The sequence below is a fragment of the Thalassotalea marina genome (assembly GCF_014656435.1).
Lineage (GTDB): Bacteria > Pseudomonadota > Gammaproteobacteria > Enterobacterales > Alteromonadaceae > Thalassotalea_C > Thalassotalea_C marina.
This window is the reverse complement of the sequence record NZ_BNCK01000002.1, coordinates 537,544-558,411: the sequence shown is the minus strand read 5'-3', so window position 1 is coordinate 558,411 and position 20,868 is coordinate 537,544. Positions and strand designations below refer to the sequence as shown.

20 protein-coding genes are annotated in these 20,868 nt (G+C 39.4%); 5 read left to right on the top strand and 15 right to left on the bottom strand.

The window, feature by feature from the left end:
• Positions 1-6 precede the first annotated feature (6 nt).
• The 14 genes from nqrM to IE199_RS05710 all read right to left on the bottom strand — a co-directional run bounded on the left by nqrM (position 7) and on the right by IE199_RS05710 (position 13,267).
• Positions 7-228 carry a (Na+)-NQR maturation NqrM gene (nqrM, locus tag IE199_RS05775; protein ID WP_189768180.1) on the bottom strand — a complete coding sequence of 74 codons (222 nt, stop codon included), beginning with the start codon at positions 226-228 and terminating at the stop codon, positions 7-9.
• 26 nt (positions 229-254) lie between these two features.
• Entirely contained in the window at positions 255-1,292 is a 1,038-nt protein-coding gene (locus tag IE199_RS05770) for an FAD:protein FMN transferase (protein ID WP_189768178.1), read from the bottom strand.
• 136 nt (positions 1,293-1,428) lie between these two features.
• Entirely contained in the window at positions 1,429-2,652 is a 1,224-nt protein-coding gene (gene nqrF / locus IE199_RS05765; RefSeq protein WP_189768176.1) for an NADH:ubiquinone reductase (Na(+)-transporting) subunit F, read from the bottom strand.
• A gap of 60 nt (positions 2,653-2,712) precedes the next feature.
• The gene (gene nqrE / locus IE199_RS05760; RefSeq protein WP_189768174.1) at positions 2,713-3,336 is read right to left on the bottom strand and encodes an NADH:ubiquinone reductase (Na(+)-transporting) subunit E; all 624 of its coding nucleotides are present in this window, start codon (positions 3,334-3,336) and stop codon (positions 2,713-2,715) included.
• A gap of 3 nt (positions 3,337-3,339) precedes the next feature.
• Positions 3,340-3,963, bottom strand: a complete 624-nt coding sequence (locus tag IE199_RS05755; protein WP_189768172.1) for an NADH:ubiquinone reductase (Na(+)-transporting) subunit D — start codon at positions 3,961-3,963, stop codon at positions 3,340-3,342.
• Positions 3,963-4,754, bottom strand: coding sequence for a Na(+)-translocating NADH-quinone reductase subunit C (locus IE199_RS05750; protein ID WP_189768170.1), 792 nt, complete (start codon positions 4,752-4,754; stop codon positions 3,963-3,965). The genes IE199_RS05755 and IE199_RS05750 overlap by 1 nt, the downstream gene beginning before the upstream one ends.
• Complete coding sequence (locus tag IE199_RS05745) at positions 4,744-5,955, bottom strand: NADH:ubiquinone reductase (Na(+)-transporting) subunit B (RefSeq protein WP_189768168.1); 1,212 nt, start codon at positions 5,953-5,955, stop codon at positions 4,744-4,746. Before IE199_RS05745 ends, IE199_RS05750 begins: the two co-directional genes overlap by 11 nt.
• Positions 5,956-5,957: 2 nt before the next feature.
• Positions 5,958-7,295 (bottom strand): Na(+)-translocating NADH-quinone reductase subunit A, encoded by a 1,338-nt coding sequence (locus IE199_RS05740; protein ID WP_189768167.1) that lies wholly within the window; start codon positions 7,293-7,295, stop codon positions 5,958-5,960.
• 370 nt (positions 7,296-7,665) lie between these two features.
• Positions 7,666-8,856, bottom strand: coding sequence for an enoyl-ACP reductase FabV (gene fabV / locus IE199_RS05735; protein ID WP_189768165.1), 1,191 nt, complete (start codon positions 8,854-8,856; stop codon positions 7,666-7,668).
• Between the two features lie 139 nt (positions 8,857-8,995).
• On the bottom strand, positions 8,996-10,096 hold the full coding sequence (locus IE199_RS05730; protein WP_189768163.1) for a TRAP transporter substrate-binding protein: 1,101 nt from the start codon (positions 10,094-10,096) through the stop codon (positions 8,996-8,998).
• Between the two features lie 18 nt (positions 10,097-10,114).
• Positions 10,115-11,500 (bottom strand): TRAP transporter large permease, encoded by a 1,386-nt coding sequence (locus IE199_RS05725; protein WP_189768161.1) that lies wholly within the window; start codon positions 11,498-11,500, stop codon positions 10,115-10,117.
• Complete coding sequence (locus tag IE199_RS05720) at positions 11,500-12,024, bottom strand: TRAP transporter small permease subunit (RefSeq protein WP_189768159.1); 525 nt, start codon at positions 12,022-12,024, stop codon at positions 11,500-11,502. Before IE199_RS05720 ends, IE199_RS05725 begins: the two co-directional genes overlap by 1 nt.
• A 131-nt stretch (positions 12,025-12,155) precedes the next feature.
• Positions 12,156-12,485 carry a BolA/IbaG family iron-sulfur metabolism protein gene (locus IE199_RS05715; protein WP_189768157.1) on the bottom strand — a complete coding sequence of 110 codons (330 nt, stop codon included), beginning with the start codon at positions 12,483-12,485 and terminating at the stop codon, positions 12,156-12,158.
• A 134-nt stretch (positions 12,486-12,619) separates the two neighbouring features.
• On the bottom strand, positions 12,620-13,267 hold the full coding sequence (locus IE199_RS05710) for an alpha-ketoglutarate-dependent dioxygenase AlkB family protein (RefSeq protein ID WP_229854555.1): 648 nt from the start codon (positions 13,265-13,267) through the stop codon (positions 12,620-12,622).
• A gap of 16 nt (positions 13,268-13,283) precedes the next feature.
• Between IE199_RS05710 and IE199_RS05705 the strand changes: the two genes are divergently transcribed.
• From IE199_RS05705 to IE199_RS05685, 5 genes are all read left to right on the top strand, one after another.
• A complete protein-coding gene (locus IE199_RS05705; RefSeq protein ID WP_189768155.1) occupies positions 13,284-14,423 on the top strand; it encodes a methyltransferase in 1,140 nt (379 codons plus the stop codon).
• Positions 14,424-14,431: 8 nt separating this feature from the next.
• Entirely contained in the window at positions 14,432-15,007 is a 576-nt protein-coding gene (locus IE199_RS05700) for a YajG family lipoprotein (protein ID WP_189768153.1), read from the top strand.
• 5 nt (positions 15,008-15,012) lie between these two features.
• Positions 15,013-15,594: a peptidylprolyl isomerase gene (locus IE199_RS05695; RefSeq protein WP_189768151.1), complete on the top strand. Its 582-nt coding sequence runs from the start codon at positions 15,013-15,015 to the stop codon at positions 15,592-15,594.
• 239 nt (positions 15,595-15,833) lie between these two features.
• Entirely contained in the window at positions 15,834-16,169 is a 336-nt protein-coding gene (locus IE199_RS05690; protein ID WP_229854554.1) for a hypothetical protein, read from the top strand.
• Between the two features lie 92 nt (positions 16,170-16,261).
• Positions 16,262-17,845: an AmpG family muropeptide MFS transporter gene (locus IE199_RS05685; RefSeq protein WP_229854553.1), complete on the top strand. Its 1,584-nt coding sequence runs from the start codon at positions 16,262-16,264 to the stop codon at positions 17,843-17,845.
• A gap of 7 nt (positions 17,846-17,852) precedes the next feature.
• Here IE199_RS05685 and IE199_RS05680 read toward each other — a convergent pair whose 3' ends face one another.
• Positions 17,853-20,390, bottom strand: a complete 2,538-nt coding sequence (locus tag IE199_RS05680; protein ID WP_189768149.1) for an EAL domain-containing protein — start codon at positions 20,388-20,390, stop codon at positions 17,853-17,855.
• Positions 20,391-20,868: the final 478 nt, after the last annotated feature.

The window sequence follows — 20,868 nt, the reverse complement described above, 5'->3', positions numbered from 1 at the left end:
TTTTAATTAAATATTCTTGATATCAATTTGATTTTCTTTCAACGATGCTTGTCGCTCTCGCTCTTGTCTCTTTTCACAAGGGTTGTCGCAGTTACACGCCTTGTCGATGCCAACTGAGCCCAGCCCACCGCAGCTTCCTGCCAAAGTTTTATGTTGAAAAATATAGCCAACCGCCATAGCCGCGACGACAAGCAAGAAAAACCCTAAGGTCACTAAAAACATGGTCATGGATAAAGCCCTTAAATCCAACTGCCCTACTTCAAATACGGCATAAAGTTTACCGTAGATTGCTCAACAAAGCCATTTTCCGTCTTAGAAATCAGATAAGCGGCAATTTTATGCTCCTGAGCAAACTGATACGCTTTGTCAGGCCCCATAACAATCATTGCCGTCGCCAAGCCATCAGCGGTCATAGACGATGGGTGTATGACCGTAACAGAAACAAGTTTATGGTTAATTGGTTTACCAGTATGTGGATCGATAAGATGTGAGAATCGTTGTCCGTCAGACTCAAAATATTTACGATAGTCGCCAGACGTAGCAATAGCATTGTCTTTTGGAATAATAATTTGGTGAACTGCTCGTTCAGTAGTTACTGGACGCTCAATCGCCACAGACCATAACTCACCAGTATGTTTAAAGCCTTTTGCACGCAATTCACCACCTATTTCAACTAAGTAGTTATGTGCACCAATTGAGTCTAAATATTCTGCTACAAGGTCAACAGCATACCCCTTAGCAATCGTTGATAGATCGACATAAAGGTTAGGTATACCTTTAGACAACATGTTGCCATTTAATACTAGATTATTAATCCCAGAACGAGATCTCGCTTGAAAAATAGCTTCATCAGAAGGTACCTTCTCAGGTCGACTTTCAGGACCAAACCCCCAAAGATTAATTAATGGTCCAATGGTAACATCTAATTTGCCTTCACTAAGCTCACCTAAGCGAATAGACTCGGCAATAACCCGACGTAAACCTTCTGATACTTCTACTGGCTCAGTAGAGCTGTGAGCATTGAATTTAGATAGTTCTGAATCGGGGATCCAATTGGACATATCTTGATTCAATTTCACCAATATATTTTCGATACCTTGATGGACATCTTTTTGCGCAGGTATTTGTTTATTACCTTCTATAGGCATTTCTATATATTTGACGTTATAGCCAACTGTGCCCATGGTTATCCCTTGCAAATGAACCTGCTTTTTATCCAGATCATTACTTGGAAAACACCCTTGTATAAAAACTAGCGCGATGAAAGTCGCCGCCAACTTATAAAAACGCATGGAGAGCTCCAACTTAATTAAGACTTATAAAATTGCGCGATATTCTATCGCATTTCTGCGGGGTACAAAAACAAAAAGAGTGGCCAAAGCCACTCTTTTAATGTTTTGTTTTTAAACACACGGTTTAAAACTTTGCTTAGCCACCGAAGTCATCTAATAAGATGTTTTCGTCTTCAACGCCAAGATCTTTCAGCATGCCAATAACCGCAGCATTCATCATCGGAGGACCACACATGTAGTACTCACAATCTTCAGGTGCTTCATGGTCACGTAAGTAGTTTTCATACAATACGTTGTGAATAAAGCCAGTCATTCCGTCCCAGTTATCTTCTGGTTGAGGGTCTGAAAGCGCAACATGCCAATTGAAGTTGTCATTTTCTGCCGCTAAGCCGTTAAAGTCATCTTCATAGAACATTTCACGTAAAGAACGTGCACCGTACCAGAAAGAGATCTTACGCTTAGATTTTAATCGCTTAAGCTGATCAAAAATATGAGAACGCATTGGTGCCATACCTGCACCACCACCAATAAATACCATTTCTGCATCAGTTTCTTTAGCGAAGAATTCACCAAATGGACCAGAAATAGTCACTTTATCACCTTCTTTTAAGCTCCAAATAAATGAAGACATTTTACCTGCAGGTAATGAAAGGTTGTTAGGTGGCGGCGTAGCAATACGCACGTTAAGCATGATAATGCCTTCTTCTTCTGGGTAGTTAGCCATTGAGTATGCACGCAATGTTGGCTCGTCTACCTTAGATTCAATATCGAAGAAGCCAAAACGCTCCCAGTCGCCACGATATTCTTGAGGAATATCAAATTCTTTATACTTAACGTGATGCGCAGGTGCTTCAATTTGAATATAACCACCGGCACGGAATGGAACAGACTCGCCATCAGGAATCGCTAATTTTAGCTCTTTGATGAACGTTGCCTTGTTATCGTTAGAGATAACAGAACATTCCCACTGCTGAACACCGAAGATTTCATCTTCAAGTTCAATATCCATGTCTTGCTTAACAGCTACCTGACATGATAAACGACAGCCTTCTTTTGCTTCACGCTTAGTAATATGTGATTGTTCAGTAGGTAAAATGTCACCACCACCTGAATGAACGTGTACACGACACTGGCCACAAGTACCACCGCCACCACATGCAGACGGTATGAAAATACCTTTATCAGCTAGTGCGCCAAGCAATTTGCCGCCCGCTGCTGTAGTAACCGCTTTACTCGGGTCACCATTTATTGAGATGGTTACATCACCAGAAGATACTAACTTAGATTTGGCAACTAAAATCACCAAAACAAGTGCAATAACTATGGCTGTAAACATCGATACGCCGAGAATAATTTCCATCGACTTTTCCTTAGCACTTATCTTGAGGAAGCGAACAAGTCGCTTCCTACGTTAATCTTACTATAACGAAATACCACCAAACGAAAGAAAGCCAAATGCCATCAATCCAGAAGTGATAAACGTAATACCCAAACCTTTAAGGCCAGCTGGTACATCTGAGTACTTCATTTTCTCACGGATACCCGCAAGAAGAATCAAAGCTAATGCCCAACCAATACCAGAACCAATACCGTACACAGCTGACTCACCTAATGTGTAGTTACGAGCAACCATGAACGAAACTGAACCGAAAATCGCACAGTTTACAGTAATTAGTGGTAAGAAAATGCCTAGCGCGTTATATAACGGCGGGAAGTACTTGTCTAAAACCATTTCTAGAATTTGAACAAGTGCCGCAATAACACCGATAAAGGTAATAAATGATAAGAAGCTTAAATCAATAGACTCAGCAGGATCAGTTATTCCCATCAATCCATCTAATGCGCCTGGCACAAGAATCGCTTGATAAATAATTTGGTTTGCAGGTACCGCAATACCCAAAACAACAACAACCGCTACACCAAGACCAATCGCTGTGCTCACTTTCTTAGATACAGCTAAGAATGTACACATCCCTAAGAAGAATGATAAAGCAATGTTCTCAATAAAGATGGCTTTAATAAAAATGCTTAAATAATGTTCCATTGCTTAGTCCTTCTCAACTTGCTCTGGTTTCCACTGGCGGATTGCCCAAATGATCAAACCAATGACGAAGAATGAACTGAATGGCAATACCAACATACCATTTGCTTGGTACCAACCACCGTTTTGAATAAGAGGTAAAATCTCTACACCAAAAACAGTACCAAAACCAAATAGTTCACGGAAAAATGCAACCGTAAGAAGGATAAAGCCATAACCTAGACCGTTACCAATACCGTCCATAAAGCTCACGCCTGGCTTTTCTTTCATAGCAAAAGCTTCAGCACGACCCATTACGATACAGTTAGTGATAATCAAGCCAATGTAAACCGCTAGTTCTTGTGATAGTGAGTATGAAAATGCTTTAAGCACTTGGTCTACTACAATTACAAGTGATGCAATAATCGCCATCTGTACGATGATACGTACACTTGATGGAATTTGATTACGGATAATAGAGATAAACAAGTTAGAGAAACCTGTTACAAATATTACCGCCAGCGACATTACTAACGCATTTACCATAGAGCTGGTAACCGCTAGCGCAGAACAGATACCCAATACTTGTAAAGCAATTGGGTTATTATCAACGATTGGTTTCGTTAATACGCTTTTATTGCCTGCAGACATTATTTAAGCCCCCCATCACGGTTTTTAGCGATAAATGGCTTATAACCTTGTTCGCCAAACCAGAATCTTAAGGTATTAGTAACACCATTTGCTGTTAACGTTGCACCTGATAAACCATCAACCTGGTTGATTTCATTTGGATTACCTGGTTTAACACCACCTTTAACCAGTTGAACCGCAACGTCAAAGTTGTCGTTGTAGATCTTCTTACCTGGCCATAATGCTTTCCACTTAGGGTTTAGTACTTCAGCACCTAAGCCCGGAGTCTCTTTCATTTCTGCAGTGTAAATAACGTTACGTACAGTATTTAAATCAGACTCAAGACCAACGAAGCCATACATTAAATCCCAAAGGCCTGAACCTACAATAGGAAATACAACAGCATCAACGTTACCTGCATCATTTTTTACAATGTAAATAACAGCATCATGAGAACGACGGCTAATACCCGCAATATCATTTTCAAGTTTTTCTGACTTAGTCACGTCACGAGAGTTACGACGTTCATCAAAAAGGTTAGGATCACCTTCAATAAATTCGCCAGAATCTAGATCAATCATGCGTGCTTCAACATACTGTGCATAAGTCGCTTTAATTGATTTTGAAGTACCGTCTGTTTTTTCTAGTAAGCTAGCCGCTTCTAAAATTTTAGTTTGCTGGTCAAGTAGCTTGTTGGCTACTTGCAAAGGCTTTAATTGAACAGCTGAAATTGATACTAAAGCAGCACATACTAAACACACTGCAAATACAAATATAACCGTTCTGCTAAATGTTTCTTTATTAGCCGACACGTGCAAGCCTCCGTTTAACATTTGATTGAACAACAAAGTAGTCAAACAATGGCGCAAACAAGTTAGCAAACAAGATAGCTAACATCATACCTTCTGGGAATGCAGGGTTAACTACACGAATTAACACTACCATCACACCAACAAGGGCACCAAAAACATATTTACCTTTATTAGTAAATGAGGCTGACACTGGATCTGTTGCCATAAACATCATACCAAAGGCAAAACCACCAACGACTAAGTGCCAGTACCACGGCATAGCAAATAGTGCATTAGTTTCACTGCCAATGTTATTAAATAAGAATGACGTTAACACCATACCTACAAACACACCTAACACGATGCGCCATGATGCAATACCTTTATAAAGGATATACGCACCACCTAATAAGATAGCCGCTGTTGATACTTCCCCAACTGAACCAGGAATTAGGCCCCAGAAAGCGTTCCACCACTGCTCGTTCATGCTGTAATCAATAGCACCAGGAACAGCCGAAGCGCCCGCAGCTAAGTGAGTAGCGCCAGAGAAACCATCAATAGCAACCCAAACTGAGTCACCTGAAATTTCTGCAGGGTAAGCAAAGAACAAAAAGGCACGACCCGCTAACGCAGGGTTAAGGAAGTTTTTACCTGTACCACCAAATATTTCTTTAGCGATTACAACACCAAAAGTAATACCGATAGCTACTTGCCACAATGGAATAGATGCTGGCAAGATTAACGCAAATAAGATAGATGTTACGAAGAAACCTTCGTTAACTTCATGCTTGCGAACAGCGGCAAATAATACTTCCCAAAAACCACCAACAGCGAAAGTCACTGCATAAATTGGTAGGAAGAAACATGCGCCATAAAGCATCATTGTAAACCAACCAGCGTCAGCTGTTAGTTCACCACCTAGCATATGGAATAAACCAACTTGCCAAGAATCTGGTAAAGAATAACCAGCAGCTAATGCTTCAGTTGCTTGAAAACCAATGTTATACATACCAAAAAACATTGCAGGGAAAACTGCAAGCCACACAGTAATCATGATACGCTTCAAATCGATGCTATCACGAACGTGTGTTTTACCTTTGGTTACATAACCTGGTGTAAATAAACCAGTAGCAATTGCTTCATACAAAGCAAACCACTTTTCATGTTTACCGCCTTTTTCAAAATGCGGTTCGATATCTTCAATAAACTTTTTCAAGCCCATGACTAACCTTCCTTCTCAATTGTGGTTAGACAATCACGAAGTAATACGCCGTAGTCTGATTTGCCTGGACAAACAAACGTACATAACGCTAAATCTTCTTCGTCTAGCTCTAGTGCACCTAATGCTTGTGCACCATCAGTGTCACCTGCGCATAAATCACGTAACAACATGGTCGGTAATATGTCTAATGGCATTACACGCTCATAATTGCCAATTGGCACCATAGCGCGAGAACTACCGTTAGTTGTCGTTGTCATGTTGAATAATTTGCTTGGGAACAAGTGCGACATATAAGCACGAGTTACAGAGAATTTATTTGGACCTGGGTACAAATAGCCCATAAACTCTTTATCGCGACCTTCTTTCAAGATTGCTACTTGAACGTGGTAGCGACCTAAATAAGCGTGAACACCAGCTGCTTCAGAGCCCTGTAAAATAGAACCAGAAATAATGCGAGTTTCAACATCATTTGCTTCATTTTCAGTAAGTTCAGCAGTACTAGCACCAACAACGGTACGCACTAAACGAGGGTTTTTCGCTTCTGGACCGGCTAAAGCGACAACACGTGTTGAGTCGATTTCACCTGTGGTAAAGAATTTACCGTAAGCGATAACATCTTGATAACCAAGATGCCAAACAAACTTGTCACCACCAACAGGATTTAAAAAGTGAATATGAGTACCAACAAGACCCGCAGGGTGCTTGCCAGCAAATTCGTTCACACTTTCATTGCCTGTAGTTGGGATGTTTGCACCAGGTGCTTTTGAAACAAACACTTTACCATCAGTTAAACGACTAAGAATCGTTAAACCATGTTTAAAAGCTTCTGCCTGTTCATTAATAATCACTTCTGGGTTAGCAGCTAATGGATTAGTATCCATTGCACTAACAAAGATAGCGTTAGGTGTACTATCGATTGCAGGGATTTTGCTGTATGGACGAGTGCGCAATGCAGTCCACAAACCAGAATCAACTAAGTTAGTAACAACAGTTTCTCGCGAAATGCTGTTTAACTCATTTTCTGCAAACTTAGTGAAAGTTTCTTGTTCATCGCCATCGATTTTGATAACAACTGATTGCAAGACACGTTTTTCACCACGGTTAATCTCTGTAACTACACCTGCAGCTGGAGCTGTGAATTTAACGCCTGGGTTCTTTTTATCTTCAAAAAGAACCTGGCCTTTTTTAACGCGTTCGTCCACACGTACATGCATGGTTGGACGCATACCCACATACTCTTCACCGAGCGTAGCAACGGTTTTGATGGACGGACCATCATGGATTACTTGCTGGGGAGCACCTGTTACAGGAACATCCAGACCTTTTTTTATTGTAATCATAAACACTTGCACTACTTTGACGGGAGTATAAAACCAATAATTTTCTCACCTAAATACTTTTAAATCATGTAGTTAAAAGCACCTAAGTGAAAAAACATTTGATTTCAGTGTATTTCAGCAGAAAATCTTTTTGTTAACAAAAGTTAATAAAAAGCATCCACCGGCTCTAAGTTAAAATATTCTGGCACGAATTTTAGCATATTTTTTAAGAAATGCGCCATCAGGCATCAATACTTTTCTTTAGAATTTTACGACTTTGCTGCTTTTTTAAACTATAAGCTCAGTTGTTACAATTTACTAACAAATAAAAAGGCCAACCCTTTCTAAGGATTGGCCTTTTTAACATTGTTTTGTTCTATCGTTAGAACTTTTAGATCAAATGATTTATCTCTGCAAGAGGACTTACGTCAGCGTCGTAGTCAACACCATCAACGTTAAAGCCAAACAGTTTCAAAAACTCATTGTGATATCCAACGTAATCAGTCAATTCGTCAATCGTTTCTGTTTCAACCGAATCCCAAATCGATTGAACGCGATCTTGTACTGAATCTTCCAATTCTTTGTAGTTTTGACTTAAACGCCCTGCTTCGTCAAAACGTGGTGATTCACTATATAAGTTTTCATTAAATAGTGCTTGAATTTGCTCTATTGTGCCTTCGTACGTACCATCAGCTTTCATCACTTTGAACATTGCAGAAATATACAATGGCATAATTGGAATAGCTGAACTTGCTTGTGTGACGACGGCATTTAAAGACGTTACATAAGCTTCACCTGAAAGATCTGATGTCGATGTTTTGATTGCAGCAGCTGCACGATCTAAATCTTCTTTTGCACGTCCAATTGTCGCATGGCCGTAGATTGGCCAAGTTAGCTTCTTACCAATATAGGTATAGGCTGTTGTTTTAAAACCTTTAGCTAAAACACCAGCTTCATTAAGAGCGTTGATCCAAAGTTCCCAATCAGCACCGCCCATCACATCAACGGTACCTTGAATTTCTTCTTCAGTAGCGGCTTCAACTGTCACTGAATCGATAACACGTTTAGAGGTATTTAAATTACGTGTAGTTACTGTTTGGCCGATAGGCTTAAGTGTAGAAGAATACACTTCACCTGTATCAGGATCAGTACGACGAGGTGATGCTAAGCTGTATATAATTAAATCAATTTCACCTAGTTCTTCTTTTATAACGTTAATTGCTTTCGCTTTTAACTCATGAGAAAACGCATCACCGTTAATATTTTTTGACCAAAGCCCAGCTTCGTCAGCAGCTTTTTGAAATGCCGCTGTATTATACCAACCAGCTGAAGCCGTTTTCTTTTCAGTAGGCTCTTTCTCAAAGAAAATACCTAATGTTTTTGCTCCACAACCAAATGCAGCGGTGATACGTGAAGCTAAGCCATAGCCAGTGGATGCACCAATAACCAAAACATTTTTTGGTTTATTTGTTGGTTGAGGTTGGCTTTTTACATATGCAATTTGTTCTTGTACATGTGCTTCACAACCCACTGGATGCGCATTTGTACAAATGAAGCCACGAATTTTCGGTTGAATGACCATAGAATTGCCTTTGATAAGTTGTTCTTAATAAATTGCTGCATAGTTTACTCATGTTCTGGCAACAAGAGGTACGAGCAGTTAAAAAAGAAGCAGCGTTTTAACACGCTGCCTCTTGAAAAATTTTCTGTAGTGTAACCAATTAACGGTTTTCGTAATAGGCTTTTAATGTTAAATCATTATATTGTTTAGCATTTGTTAAAAACTTCGAATAAGAAGCCCACACTTTTGCAAACATAGGGTCAGCAGCTACTTGCTCTGCAATAATATCGTCAGTATAACCTTTTAGCGCCTGCATAACTTCAGGTGGGAACTGTTTTACGTTTACGTTATGTTCATTGATCAAGACTTGTAATGCACTATTATTACGCGCGTTATATTCATCAAGCATATTTTGGTTTACCGCCCTTGCCGCTACTTCAACAATTTTTTGTAAGTCTTTAGGTAGCTCATTTAATGCCTTTTCGTTCACAATAAACTCTAAATTAGTACCAGTTTCATGCCATACAGAAGAATAATAAGTATTAGCTATTTGGTAAAAGCCAAATGCTAGGTCGTTATAAGGGCCAACCCACTCCGACGCATCAATAGCACCACTTTGCAGTGAAGAAAAAATTTCGCCGCCAGTTAAATTTACTGGAATGGCTCCCGCTCGCTTAAGTACTTCGCCACCGAGGCCAGGAATGCGCATTTTCAAGCCTTTAAGGTCTTCAATGCTATTAATATCCTTTTTAAACCAACCCGCAAATTGTGCTCCTGAGTTACCGCCAGCAAATGGCACAACACCAAAAGGCTTGTACAATTCCTGCCATAACTCTAGCCCACCACCATAATGCAACCAGGCATTAAATTCAGTTGCAGTCATACCAAAGGGAATAGCGCTAAATATTGGAGCTGCCGGCATTTTACCTTTCCAATAATAAGCACCACTGTGCCCCATTTGTGCAGTGCCTTGAGACACTGCATCAAATACCTCAAAGCCAGGCACTAACTCACCGGCACCATAAACTTTTACCTTTAATCGGCCATCGCTCATTTCAGCAACATACTCGGCAAATTTTTCAGGCCCTAAACCCAAGCCTGGAAAGTTTTTTGGCCATGAGGTGACTAGTTTCCACTGATATGTTTTTGCTGGCTCTGCTGATGTTGCGACATCACCCTGCTGTTGTTTATCCCCACAACCTACTAACGAGACCAGTATTAATGCACTGCAAGTAAGTGCTTTTAATAATCTATTTTTCATCTAGTTTCCTTCCTTTTGTTAGCCATATATTTTCGAGGGTAGCCACGTCACTATAGACGGCCAATACGCTAATGCGATCAACAATGCTAATTGCATCAATATAAACGGGATAACCCCGCGATAAATTGCAGCGGTTTTAACGGTTTTATCCGCTACGCCCCGCAAATAAAACAAAGCAAAGCCAAACGGCGGTGTTAAAAATGAGGTTTGCAAATTAATTGCTATCATAATGCCTAACCAAATTGGGTCTAATCCCATCGCTAATAAAATGGGGGCAACAATTGGCACAACGACGAAAGTAATCTCAATAAAGTCTAATATAAACCCTAATAGAAATATCACTAACATAACGATTAAGGTTGCACCTACAACACCACCAGGCATCTGTTCAAAAAATCCTTGAACTAAATCTTCACCGCCAAACCCTCTAAATACCAGAGAAAACAAGCTGGCGCCGATTAAAATCAAAAAGACCATCGACGTTATCTTAACGGTACTTTCCATAACAGCCTTCAAGTTAGTCCGAGATAACTGCCCCTGAAATACTGCTAATAACAATGCGCCCATCGCACCAACACCTGCAGCTTCGGTAGGTGTTGCATAACCAAGTAAAATTGAACCTAATACCGCTAGAATTAAAATCATCGGAGGAATTAGCGCACTAAACATTACTTTGGTTAAAGAACGGTTTTGAAGAATTTCATTGGTATCATCAATCGTTAAAGGAGGAACTTGCGCGGGTTTGATTGCGGCATAAACAACACAATAGATTAAATACATCACTACCAAAATTAGCCCAGGAATTAAGGCGCCAGCAAACAAGTCACCTACTGAAACGGTTTCAGGACTAAAAATCCCCATTTGTAACTGAGCTTTTTGATAAGAACTCGATAACACATCACCTAACAGCACTAAAGCGATCGATGGTGGAATTATTTGTCCTAAAGTTCCTGTTGCACAAATGATGCCCGTCGAAAACTGTTGGTTGTACCCCCGCTTTAACATAGTCGGCAATGATAACAAGCCCATAGTGACTACAGTTGCACCAACTATTCCGGTACTGGCCGCTAATAACATACCGACCAATGTAACCGAAATCCCTAATCCTCCTTTAAAACGACCAAACAATACCGCCATTGCGTTAAGTAAGTTTTCAGCGATTTTTGAACGCTCTAACATTGCGCCCATAAACACAAAAAGAGGCACAGCCAGCAAGGTTTGATTATTAATAATGCCGAAAATGCGATTAGGTAATGCATGTAAATATGACAGTTCAAAAATACCAAAAACAGCGCCAGCGCCTGCAAATATCAATGCAGTGCCCGCTAATGACAATGCCACTGGATAACCCAGCAGCAACACCAAACAAACAACAACAAACATGAGTAGAGAAAGGTACTCCATTAACCATTCCCCTTAACTTGATATATAACAATAAGATTTCGGCCAACTTCGGCAAGGCCTTGTAAACTCAGTGTAACGGCCAACAATATTAACAGCGACTTACTAAGATAAACCAAGGGCAATCCACCTGCTTCACCAGACTTTTCCATGATATGCCAAGATGCAGCAACATAATCCCAACTTAAAAAAGCGATAGCAAAACAAACAGGAAACAATAGAAACAAGGTGCCAAACAAGTCAACAAACGCTTGGTTTTTCTGAGAGAATTTTTGATAAAAGATGTCGACACGAACGTGGCCATCAGCTTTTAATGTGTATGCTGCCCCGAGCATAAAAACAAAACCGTGAAAATAAAGTACAGACTCCTGCATGGCAATCCAACCAAGATTAAAACCATAACGAAGTACTACGATTAAAAAGCTGACAATAACCATAACCAAGGTAAACCACATAATAGTTTTACCGGTTAGTTCAGTCACTTTATCTATGCGCTTAACAAATTTATCAAGCCATGACAAAGGCATAGAAACACCCTGTTGTTTTATTATTAGCTTTACAGCTTAACAAGCTTTTTTAAAAGTGAAAATAAAAAAGCCACAAGATATTCTCAACCTTGTGGCTTTTCAGTTTAAATTCAGTTGATGGCGTATTACAACTAAGCGCGTTGTTCTCCTTTTGAGCCACCTAGGCATTTTGGTGATAACGGCGTGTTGTCTGCGTAATATTCAATCCATTCTTTTTCAGTGTAGGTATGTAATGCCAACGCATGGATATGTTCTGCTAGTTCCTCAGATAAGATCGCATTTACCGCACGATGACGTTTGATTAAGCGTTCACCTTCAAAATTTGGAGATACGATGATTACTTTGAAATGAGATTCACTACCTGGCGCCACATTATGTTGATGACTTTCATTGATGACATCAAGGTGAATGGGAGAAAATGCCGACAAGAGTTTTTCTTCAATGACAGCTTCAATACTCATAAAAGGTTCCCTTGTTAGTTGATTTTATGTTTGTGTTATAAGGCTAAGTCTAGATGTAAATTACACTATAGCCATCTGTCTAGACGGCCAAATTATCCTATTTTTCACTAAGCCTTTGCCAGTAAAAATAAAATTTATTTTAAAATTTTTCTAAAGGTCAAATTGATACGATAAGGCGCCATTTGCCTAGACTTCAAAACAGCATGCTGCCAAAAACTTTGAGTTTTTCCTTTCATTATCAACAAACTACCACTAGGCAACTTGAGTTTGAATTTTTCACCTGATTGTTTGTGCTTCATGTGAAAATACCGCTCAGCTCCCAAAGATAAAGAGGCTATCACAGGTTCAGGCCCTAATTCAGGTTCATCATCACTATGCCAACCAACTGAGTCATGGTGATCACGATAACAATTTGCCAAAACCGAATTAAAAGACGCCTGACTTTTTTCACTGATAACATGCCTCAATGCCAATAATTCATCGTTCCACGGCTGAGGGTTTAACTTTAAATTAGAATATTGATAATCCGTTCCAGCATCACCATACCATGCTTGAAGCCTGGGAATATCAATCAAGCGCCCATACATGTATAGCTGGTCTTGGCGCCACTGAATTTTCTCATACAAGGTATTAGCCAGTACTTTACTTTCAGCAAAAGCAATAAAATTTGGGTAAAACACTAAGCTTGCATCAGGAAGAGGAATGTTAATAACAAAAACCCATATTGATATAGAGACCTGAGCAGAATTTTGGCACAATACAGCTCTTGCATCCAGCGTCACATAAGCCCTAACATCTATGCAAAGCCCTTTTATTGTAAATGATCAACCTTTGTTTTTAACTCGCTTTCCTGCAAATCAAGTCACTCGCAGTTTACAAGCGTGGGATTCAACCGACGAATATTTAGTAAATTACGTCAATGAATCACAAGTTATTGACTCATCAAAAACCATACTTGTTTTCAACGATAGCTTTGGCGCTTTGTCGTTGAGCTTTCCACAATCGAAGGTTTTTAGTGTTACTGACTCTGTTGTTAGTCAGTTCGGGTTAAAAGCGAATGCCAAACAAAACAATCTCGATGTCTCAAATCTGACTTTGTTAACGAGCCTTGATACATTGCCTGATCAGGTTGATGTGATCGTATTTAAGATCCCAAAAAGCAAACAATTATTAGAAGAACAGTTATCAGCTATTCGGCAGCAATACGGCTGTACTGCTGCTTTTATCGCCGGCGATAAAGCAAAAAACATTCACTCTTCTACTTTAGCGATTTTTGAAAAGCGTCTTGGTACCACAACAACGTCTCTAGCAGTTAAAAAAGCTAGGCTGGTTTTTTGCCAACTCGACGCTCCAATTGCTCAAACGAATATTCCACAGTTTAAACAGTGGCAAACAGATGATAAAAAGTATCAAGTATTTAACTACAGCAATGTATTTGCCCGTGACAAATTGGATATAGGTGCTCGATTTTTTATTGAACACTTACCGACACTAAGACCTAATCAACATGTTATTGACCTTGGTTGTGGAAATGGCGTTTTGGGCCTGTACTTATTGCAACAACAACCAAGTATTCAGCTTACACAAGTTGATGAATCCTTTATGGCGGTAGCCTCAGCACAAAAGACACTTGAGTTTAATTTTCCAGAACAAGCATCACAATTTAAATTTGTTGCCAACGACTGTTTAACTGGCTTTGAACCTGATTCTGCCGACCACATTGTTTGTAATCCTCCTTTTCACCAGCAAAATGCTGTGACCGATCATATTGCATGGCAAATGTTTAAAGACAGCTATAACGTATTAAAAAAAGGGGCAAAACTCACTATTGTTGGTAATAGACAACTTGGATACCATATTAAGTTGAAACGAATTTTTGGTAACAGTAAGCTAATTGCCAGTGACAAAAAGTTTGTTATTTTAACCGCTAAAAAATGAGAATCGTTATGCCCCTAAATAAAAAACTCATCCCTACCGTTCTTGTTAGTGCTGTAACCTTATTCGGCTGTAGCCAAAAACCAAGCCAAATGATTATCGCTCCCGATGTCCGTACAGTAAGCAGTAATGCCTTTGCAGGCTTTAGTGCCAAAGTATCGGTTGAAGATCTCAGAACTCACTTACACATTATAGAAATAAAAAAAGAAGACAAAGCATCACACTTAGTTAGCAATGCAAACGATTTTGCTATTGCGATTGAGCAGCAACTTACTCAGGCATTAAAATCGAATCAGCTGCAGATTTCTCCTAGTAACCAACAAACTTTTGCGGTGACCATAAATCAAGCTTATGTCAAGGTGGCTCAATCTTTATCACGATATAAGGCAAATAGTCGACTCACTCTAACGGTACAGGTTAAAAAAGGTGAGTCTACTTTAACCAAAACGTTTAATAGTAAATCGTCTTCAGAAGGTTTATTGGCAGCAGATATCGCAGTGCTTGAGCGTGACTTTAACCAGCAACTTGGTAACTTAATCTCTCAAATTGTTGGCGACGTTGAAATTCATCAGTTTGTGAGGTCTTAACAGCAATGAAAAAATGGTTTTTGTTATTGGCTATGCTTTGGCAGACAAGTTTTGCACAACAGGCCGCTATTGATCCTAATAACCTTTATCCGCAAGTGAAGTTTGAAACCTCAATGGGCGATATTATTGTCGAGCTCGACCGTATTAGAGCACCACTAACCGTAGACAATTTTTTGCAGTATGTCGTTAGTGGTGAATATGACAATACTGTTTTTCACCGAGTCGTGACAGACTACGTGGTTCAAGGCGGCGGTTACAATACCGAATTAGAGGCCAAAGACATTAAAAGTGCAGTGGTCAATGAATCAGGTAACGGGTTAAAAAATGAACTTGGTACTATAGCAATGGCCAGAGAAAATAAACCACACAGTGCCAACCGTCAGTTTTTTTTCAACGCCGCCGATAACAGCAACTTAGATCCGGGAAGAAGTTGGGGCTATACCGTTTTTGGCGCAATTATCGAAGGCGAAGCCGTCATGGAAGCCATGGCAAAAGTGAAAACGGATTTTAATGGTAGTTTAGGTTGGGAAGATGTACCGATTGAACCTATCGTGTTAAAAAAAGCAACTTTGTTACCTGCTCAATAAGCTGTAAGCCACTAAAACTGCGTCGGTTATTGGCGCAGTTTACAATTTTTGTACAAAAAACTCACTTTTCAACTTTGACAGATTCTACTTTCTCACCGATAACTAATAGTAATACCAACTCGGTTAAATAGTTGGTCACATAGCAGGCCTGCCTAAAAATAACTACCCGCCTTGCTCAGCTAAAAACACTAAATAAAAGCGCTAAATAACGTATTACGATTAATGTAAGAGTTTTGGGGATGAAGATGATCATTGAGCAGTTTATCAATGAAAAAATCGTTCAAACCAGTGCCTATGTCAAAGCTGTTATTGAACATGACATTCATTACACTGAGTTAGATCGGTTTGTTGAAGACACTATAGAGGAATGGACCTTAATACCTGTTACCGATGAGACACCCGGTAGCGCTAAAGAACGTGTGTTTTGGCATCTTATTCACGAGTTTTCGTTGTACGGCAGCCAGGCTTTAATCAACAATCTTTTTTTCCAAAGTGAAATAAAAACCTGCATCGACTTTTTTGACGATAGAGGTAGCTACCCCATTGATTGTATAGGGTGGCGCCCGTTGCATTAATCACAGAACGTGAAGGTAAAAAGTACTTCTGTCTATCAAGATTAACTGTTACCCTCGGCTTGGTCATTCAATAAAAACGATATGCTTGAGCTGTGCAGACAATAAAATCAACACTCCAATACTTTAAAAATAAAAAACTGTTAACCATCTTCTTTTTTGGTGTTGCTAGTGGCTTTCCTTGGGTGATGATAGGCTCAGCCATGACAGGATGGCTAAAAGATGAAGGTTTAAGCCGCTCAAGTATAGGGTTGTTTGGTCTGATCTTTGCCATGTACAGCATTAACTTTTTATGGTCGCCTCTTGCCGATCGACTCCGTATTCCTCTACTTACCCAAAAGTTTGGTTTAAGACGAAGCTGGATCATGTCGACACAGTTGCTCATTGTTTTATGTGCCTTTCAACTGAGTTTTTTCAGCCCTGAAAACCAATTACATCTGATGGCGTTGTTTGGTCTATTTATTGCCATTGCTGGGGCGACTCAAGACATTGCCATAGACGCTTATAGAATCGATATTTTATCCGATCAAAATAGTGAAGCCATGGCTGCAGGTTCAGCTATGGCAACATCAGGCTGGTGGACAGGATATGCAGGTCTTGGCAGCATTCCTTTTATTCTAGTAAGTCGTCCAGAGTGGCAATGGCATGAAGTATTTATTGTACTTGCAGTTATCATGGCAGTTTTAATGATTACCGCATTTGTTGTCTCAGAGCCTGCTTCAAATAGAGCTAAAGTCCTTGATAACATCCAACAAAATTTTGTTAATGTATTGCCTAACCATACTTTAGCGTCTTATAAAGTGGTTTTGATTATTCCAACCATCATCGCAACTATTGTTTATGGTAACATCGGCTACCCTGGCCTGCCTGAATCACTAAAAGATTATCGATTTGCTCTATTAACTTTTACAATTGTCGGCTTAATTGCCTTATTGATTAAGCAACTTATTTCGTTAAACAGTCAAATTGCTCAGCAAATTGAACGTAAAACTCTATCTTCGACTGAACCAAAACGAATTCATAGACTTACGGCTTGGTTATTGACCACTATGGCAGCGCCGATCCAAGAGTTTTTTCAACGAAATGGTGTACGACTGGCGCTATCAATTTTGATGTTTATATTTCTCTTTAAACTTGGTGAAGCCTACTTAGGCAGAATGTCTATCGTGTTTTATCGGGAAGTTGGTTTTAGTAATGAAGATATCGCTTATTATTCCAAGCTAATTAACTGGGGAACTACCATAGTGTTTTCACTTATCGGTAGTGTATTCACCATTAGGTTTGGTATTTTAAAAGGCTTATTTATTGGTGGCATCGCTATGTCGGCCAGTAATTTATTGTTTGCCGCTATGGCAATGGTTGGGCCAAATAAAGCGCTATTTGCCGTTACTGTTTTTGTTGACGGTTTTACATCTGCATGGGGATCTGTGGCATTTGTTGCTTTGTTATCTGTGCTTTGTAATAAAACCTTTACCGCAAGCCAATATGCTTTAATGGCCTCACTAGGTACCTTTGGCAGGGTAATGTTAGGCTCTTATTCAGGTATTTTTGTCGACTGGCTAGACGGTAATTGGGCTGCGTTTTTTGTGATGACCTCACTAATGGTGATCCCAAGCTTGTTATTTTTATACTCGATAAGAAAGCAGCTAACGCGCTTAATTGAACAACAGCAAACTTGACCTTAGCCTAAGCCAAGGTCAGCTCAACGTCTTTATGTTCTGCGCTTTTATCAAACTCCAGTAGGAAGTCTGTACACTGCATGGCGTTACCAGGGCGGTTGTAATAATAGCCTTGGTAAACAAAACATCCTTTGTCCGATAAAAATTCAACTTGGGCATGTGTTTCAACACCTTCCGCCACGACCGAAATATCTAATGCTTTGGCCATGGCGATAATTGTGGTTACTAACTGACACTGCTGAGCATTTTTTGGCACCTGTTTGATGAAAGAACAATCAATTTTTAACGTATCAAAAGCTAACTGTGATAAATAGCTTAAGGACGAATAACCAGTACCAAAATCATCAATAGAAGATTTAACACCAAGAGCTCTAATTTCAGCTAACATTCCCGAAGCATTTTTCATGTTTTGAATAAAACATCCTTCGGTGATTTCTAATTCAAGCAAATGCGGCGGTAAACTTGAATGCTCAAGTGCTTGCTGCACTGAATACACTAAGTCGTGATTAAAATGTAGTGCTGAAATATTGACTGAAATAGGACCACACTCAACTCCGGCATCAAGCCATATTCTGCGTTGTTGACAGGCAGTGTTTAACACCCAAGTATCAATATCAACAATCAATCCTAGCTCTTCTGCCATTGGAATAAATTGAGCGGGAGATACTCTTCCTAATTCACTATGGTTCCATCTTACCAGCGCTTCTATACCTACAACTTCTTGAGTTTGATGATCCACTTTACTTTGATAATGCAGCTCAAATTCATTCTTTTTCAGAGCTATACGCAGACAATTTTGCATTATCAAACGTTCCATTGACACGATATTCATCTCGGGTGAATACAATTGAAATGAATTTCTGCCATTATCTTTGGCTTTGTACATAGCAATATCAGCATGTTTCAGTAATGCGTCAGTGGTTTCGCCATCGTCAGGGTAAATCGCTACACCAATAGAAGAAGTAACATGTAATTCACGAGAGCTCAGTTCATAAGGCTCACATAATACTTTGGAGATACGCTCGGCAACTTTAACGATATCTTTTACTGAATTCATCTCTGTTAATAAGATAACAAATTCATCACCACCAAATCGTGAAACAGTGTCCCCCTCTTTAATACAGGCTTGTAATCTTTCTGCTGTTACTTTTAACAACTCATCACCCATTTTGTGGCCTAAGTTGTCATTGATTTGTTTGAAACGATCCAAATCCAAAAACATTGTCGCAACTAGCTGATGGTTTCTATGTGCGGTTGAAATAGCAACTTCGAATCTATCATTAAACAAGCGTCTATTAGGTAAGCCTGTTAACTCATCAAAAAATGCCAACGCATGAATTCGTTTTTCATTGAGCTTTCTTTCAGTGATATCACTAAAAATAGCAGCGTAATATTCTTGAGCATCTTCATATTCAGGTTCAGCTAGTCGAACTATGGTTAACCATTCAGAATAGGTATCACCATTTTTCTTTTTATTTAATATCTCACCTTGCCACATTCCGTTGTCGGTGATGCTTTGCCAAAGCTTTTTATAAAACGCGCCATTGTGTTTTCCTGAACTTAATAAACTGGCATTTTTTCCTATTGCTTCTTTGGCGCAATATCCGGTTAACTGTGTAAATGCTGGGTTTACCGATAAGATCGTGCCAGCCCGGTCGGTTACCATGACACTATCAAGCGACGCTTCAATGATTTTTTCGGCAAAAGAAAGGTGTTTACGTGATTCTTTAAGCGCAGAATCTCTCTCGCTTAAAACTGACTCTAGCTTTTGGATGTAAGCAATCTCCATGTCAGATAAAATGTGCTGTAGTGATAATATTCCTACAATGTTGTCTTTATCATATACCACTAAATGGCGAACACTATGCTGTTTAATAACGGTATAGGCATGATATAAAGAATCATTGATATCAATGGTCAGTAATGGATGGGCCGCATGATGCCAAGCACTTCTGCTGCCTTGCTTTTCAGCAATCAATCTCAACAAATCACGTTCAGTAATTATGCCATAATCGCCATTGCAGGTATTGTGAATAATGGCTGACGTGCTGTGATATTCAGCCATTTTATTGGCAACAAATTGCACATTTTCAGTACCGTTTACAATTGGTACTCGCGGGTTAAAGTTATCTTTAATTTTTCTTAATTGTAAATAGCGCTCAATACCCTGCTTTTTAATCACATCAGTTTGGCTAGTGATGCCTATAGGTGAGTTGTTTTCGTCAACCACCAATAAATGTCTGACTCGATGACGGTGAAACGCCATTATAATTTCCTGAATGGGTGTTGTTTCTCTTATCGAGATCACAGGAGAACTCATATAGTTGCTAATAGGTGCATCAAAATCATCACATTGCGTAAATGAAATTTTAGTACTGTCAGCTTCAGTAAAAATACCGACAATATCATCACCAGATTGAATGAGTATTGAGCTAGTTTTACGAGACTTCATCAGCTTTGCAGCTTGATGTGTTGCAGTTTCAGGTGCACAAACAAGCAGATCTCTATTGGTAATTTGTGACGCATAAACAACGGCATTTGCCATAACCAAATAAGCTCCTACAACGTGCTCATAAAAACAGGCTGGCTATAGTATAAAAAGTTGGCAATTTGTTTATTGCGCTAGATCAATATTCATCTTGGCGGTTCCAACTATAGTGTTAATTTAGGCAAATCGATTATCTAATTTTAATAACGTCTGCAATAATTCAACGCTCTTGGGCAGATATAGCAATGAACATCGGTATTTACTCGTTTGGCGTCAGGCAAAGTATTAAACCGTTCAAACTCCACTTAGTGCATTGTTAAGTAAAATACTCTAAGATGAAAAACATAAATATCAGTGATGTATAACAAATATGATCAGATTATTTTTTCTTCTTCCCATAATCATGTGTGCAATTTGGTGGTGGTTTTTGAACGCAAAAGGCTATTCAGTTAAAGATGGTTTCAAGGGGTTTATGTATATTCTGGCGTTTAACGCAGTGGTTATTGTTTTTTTTGTGGTGATGATTTTTGTGACC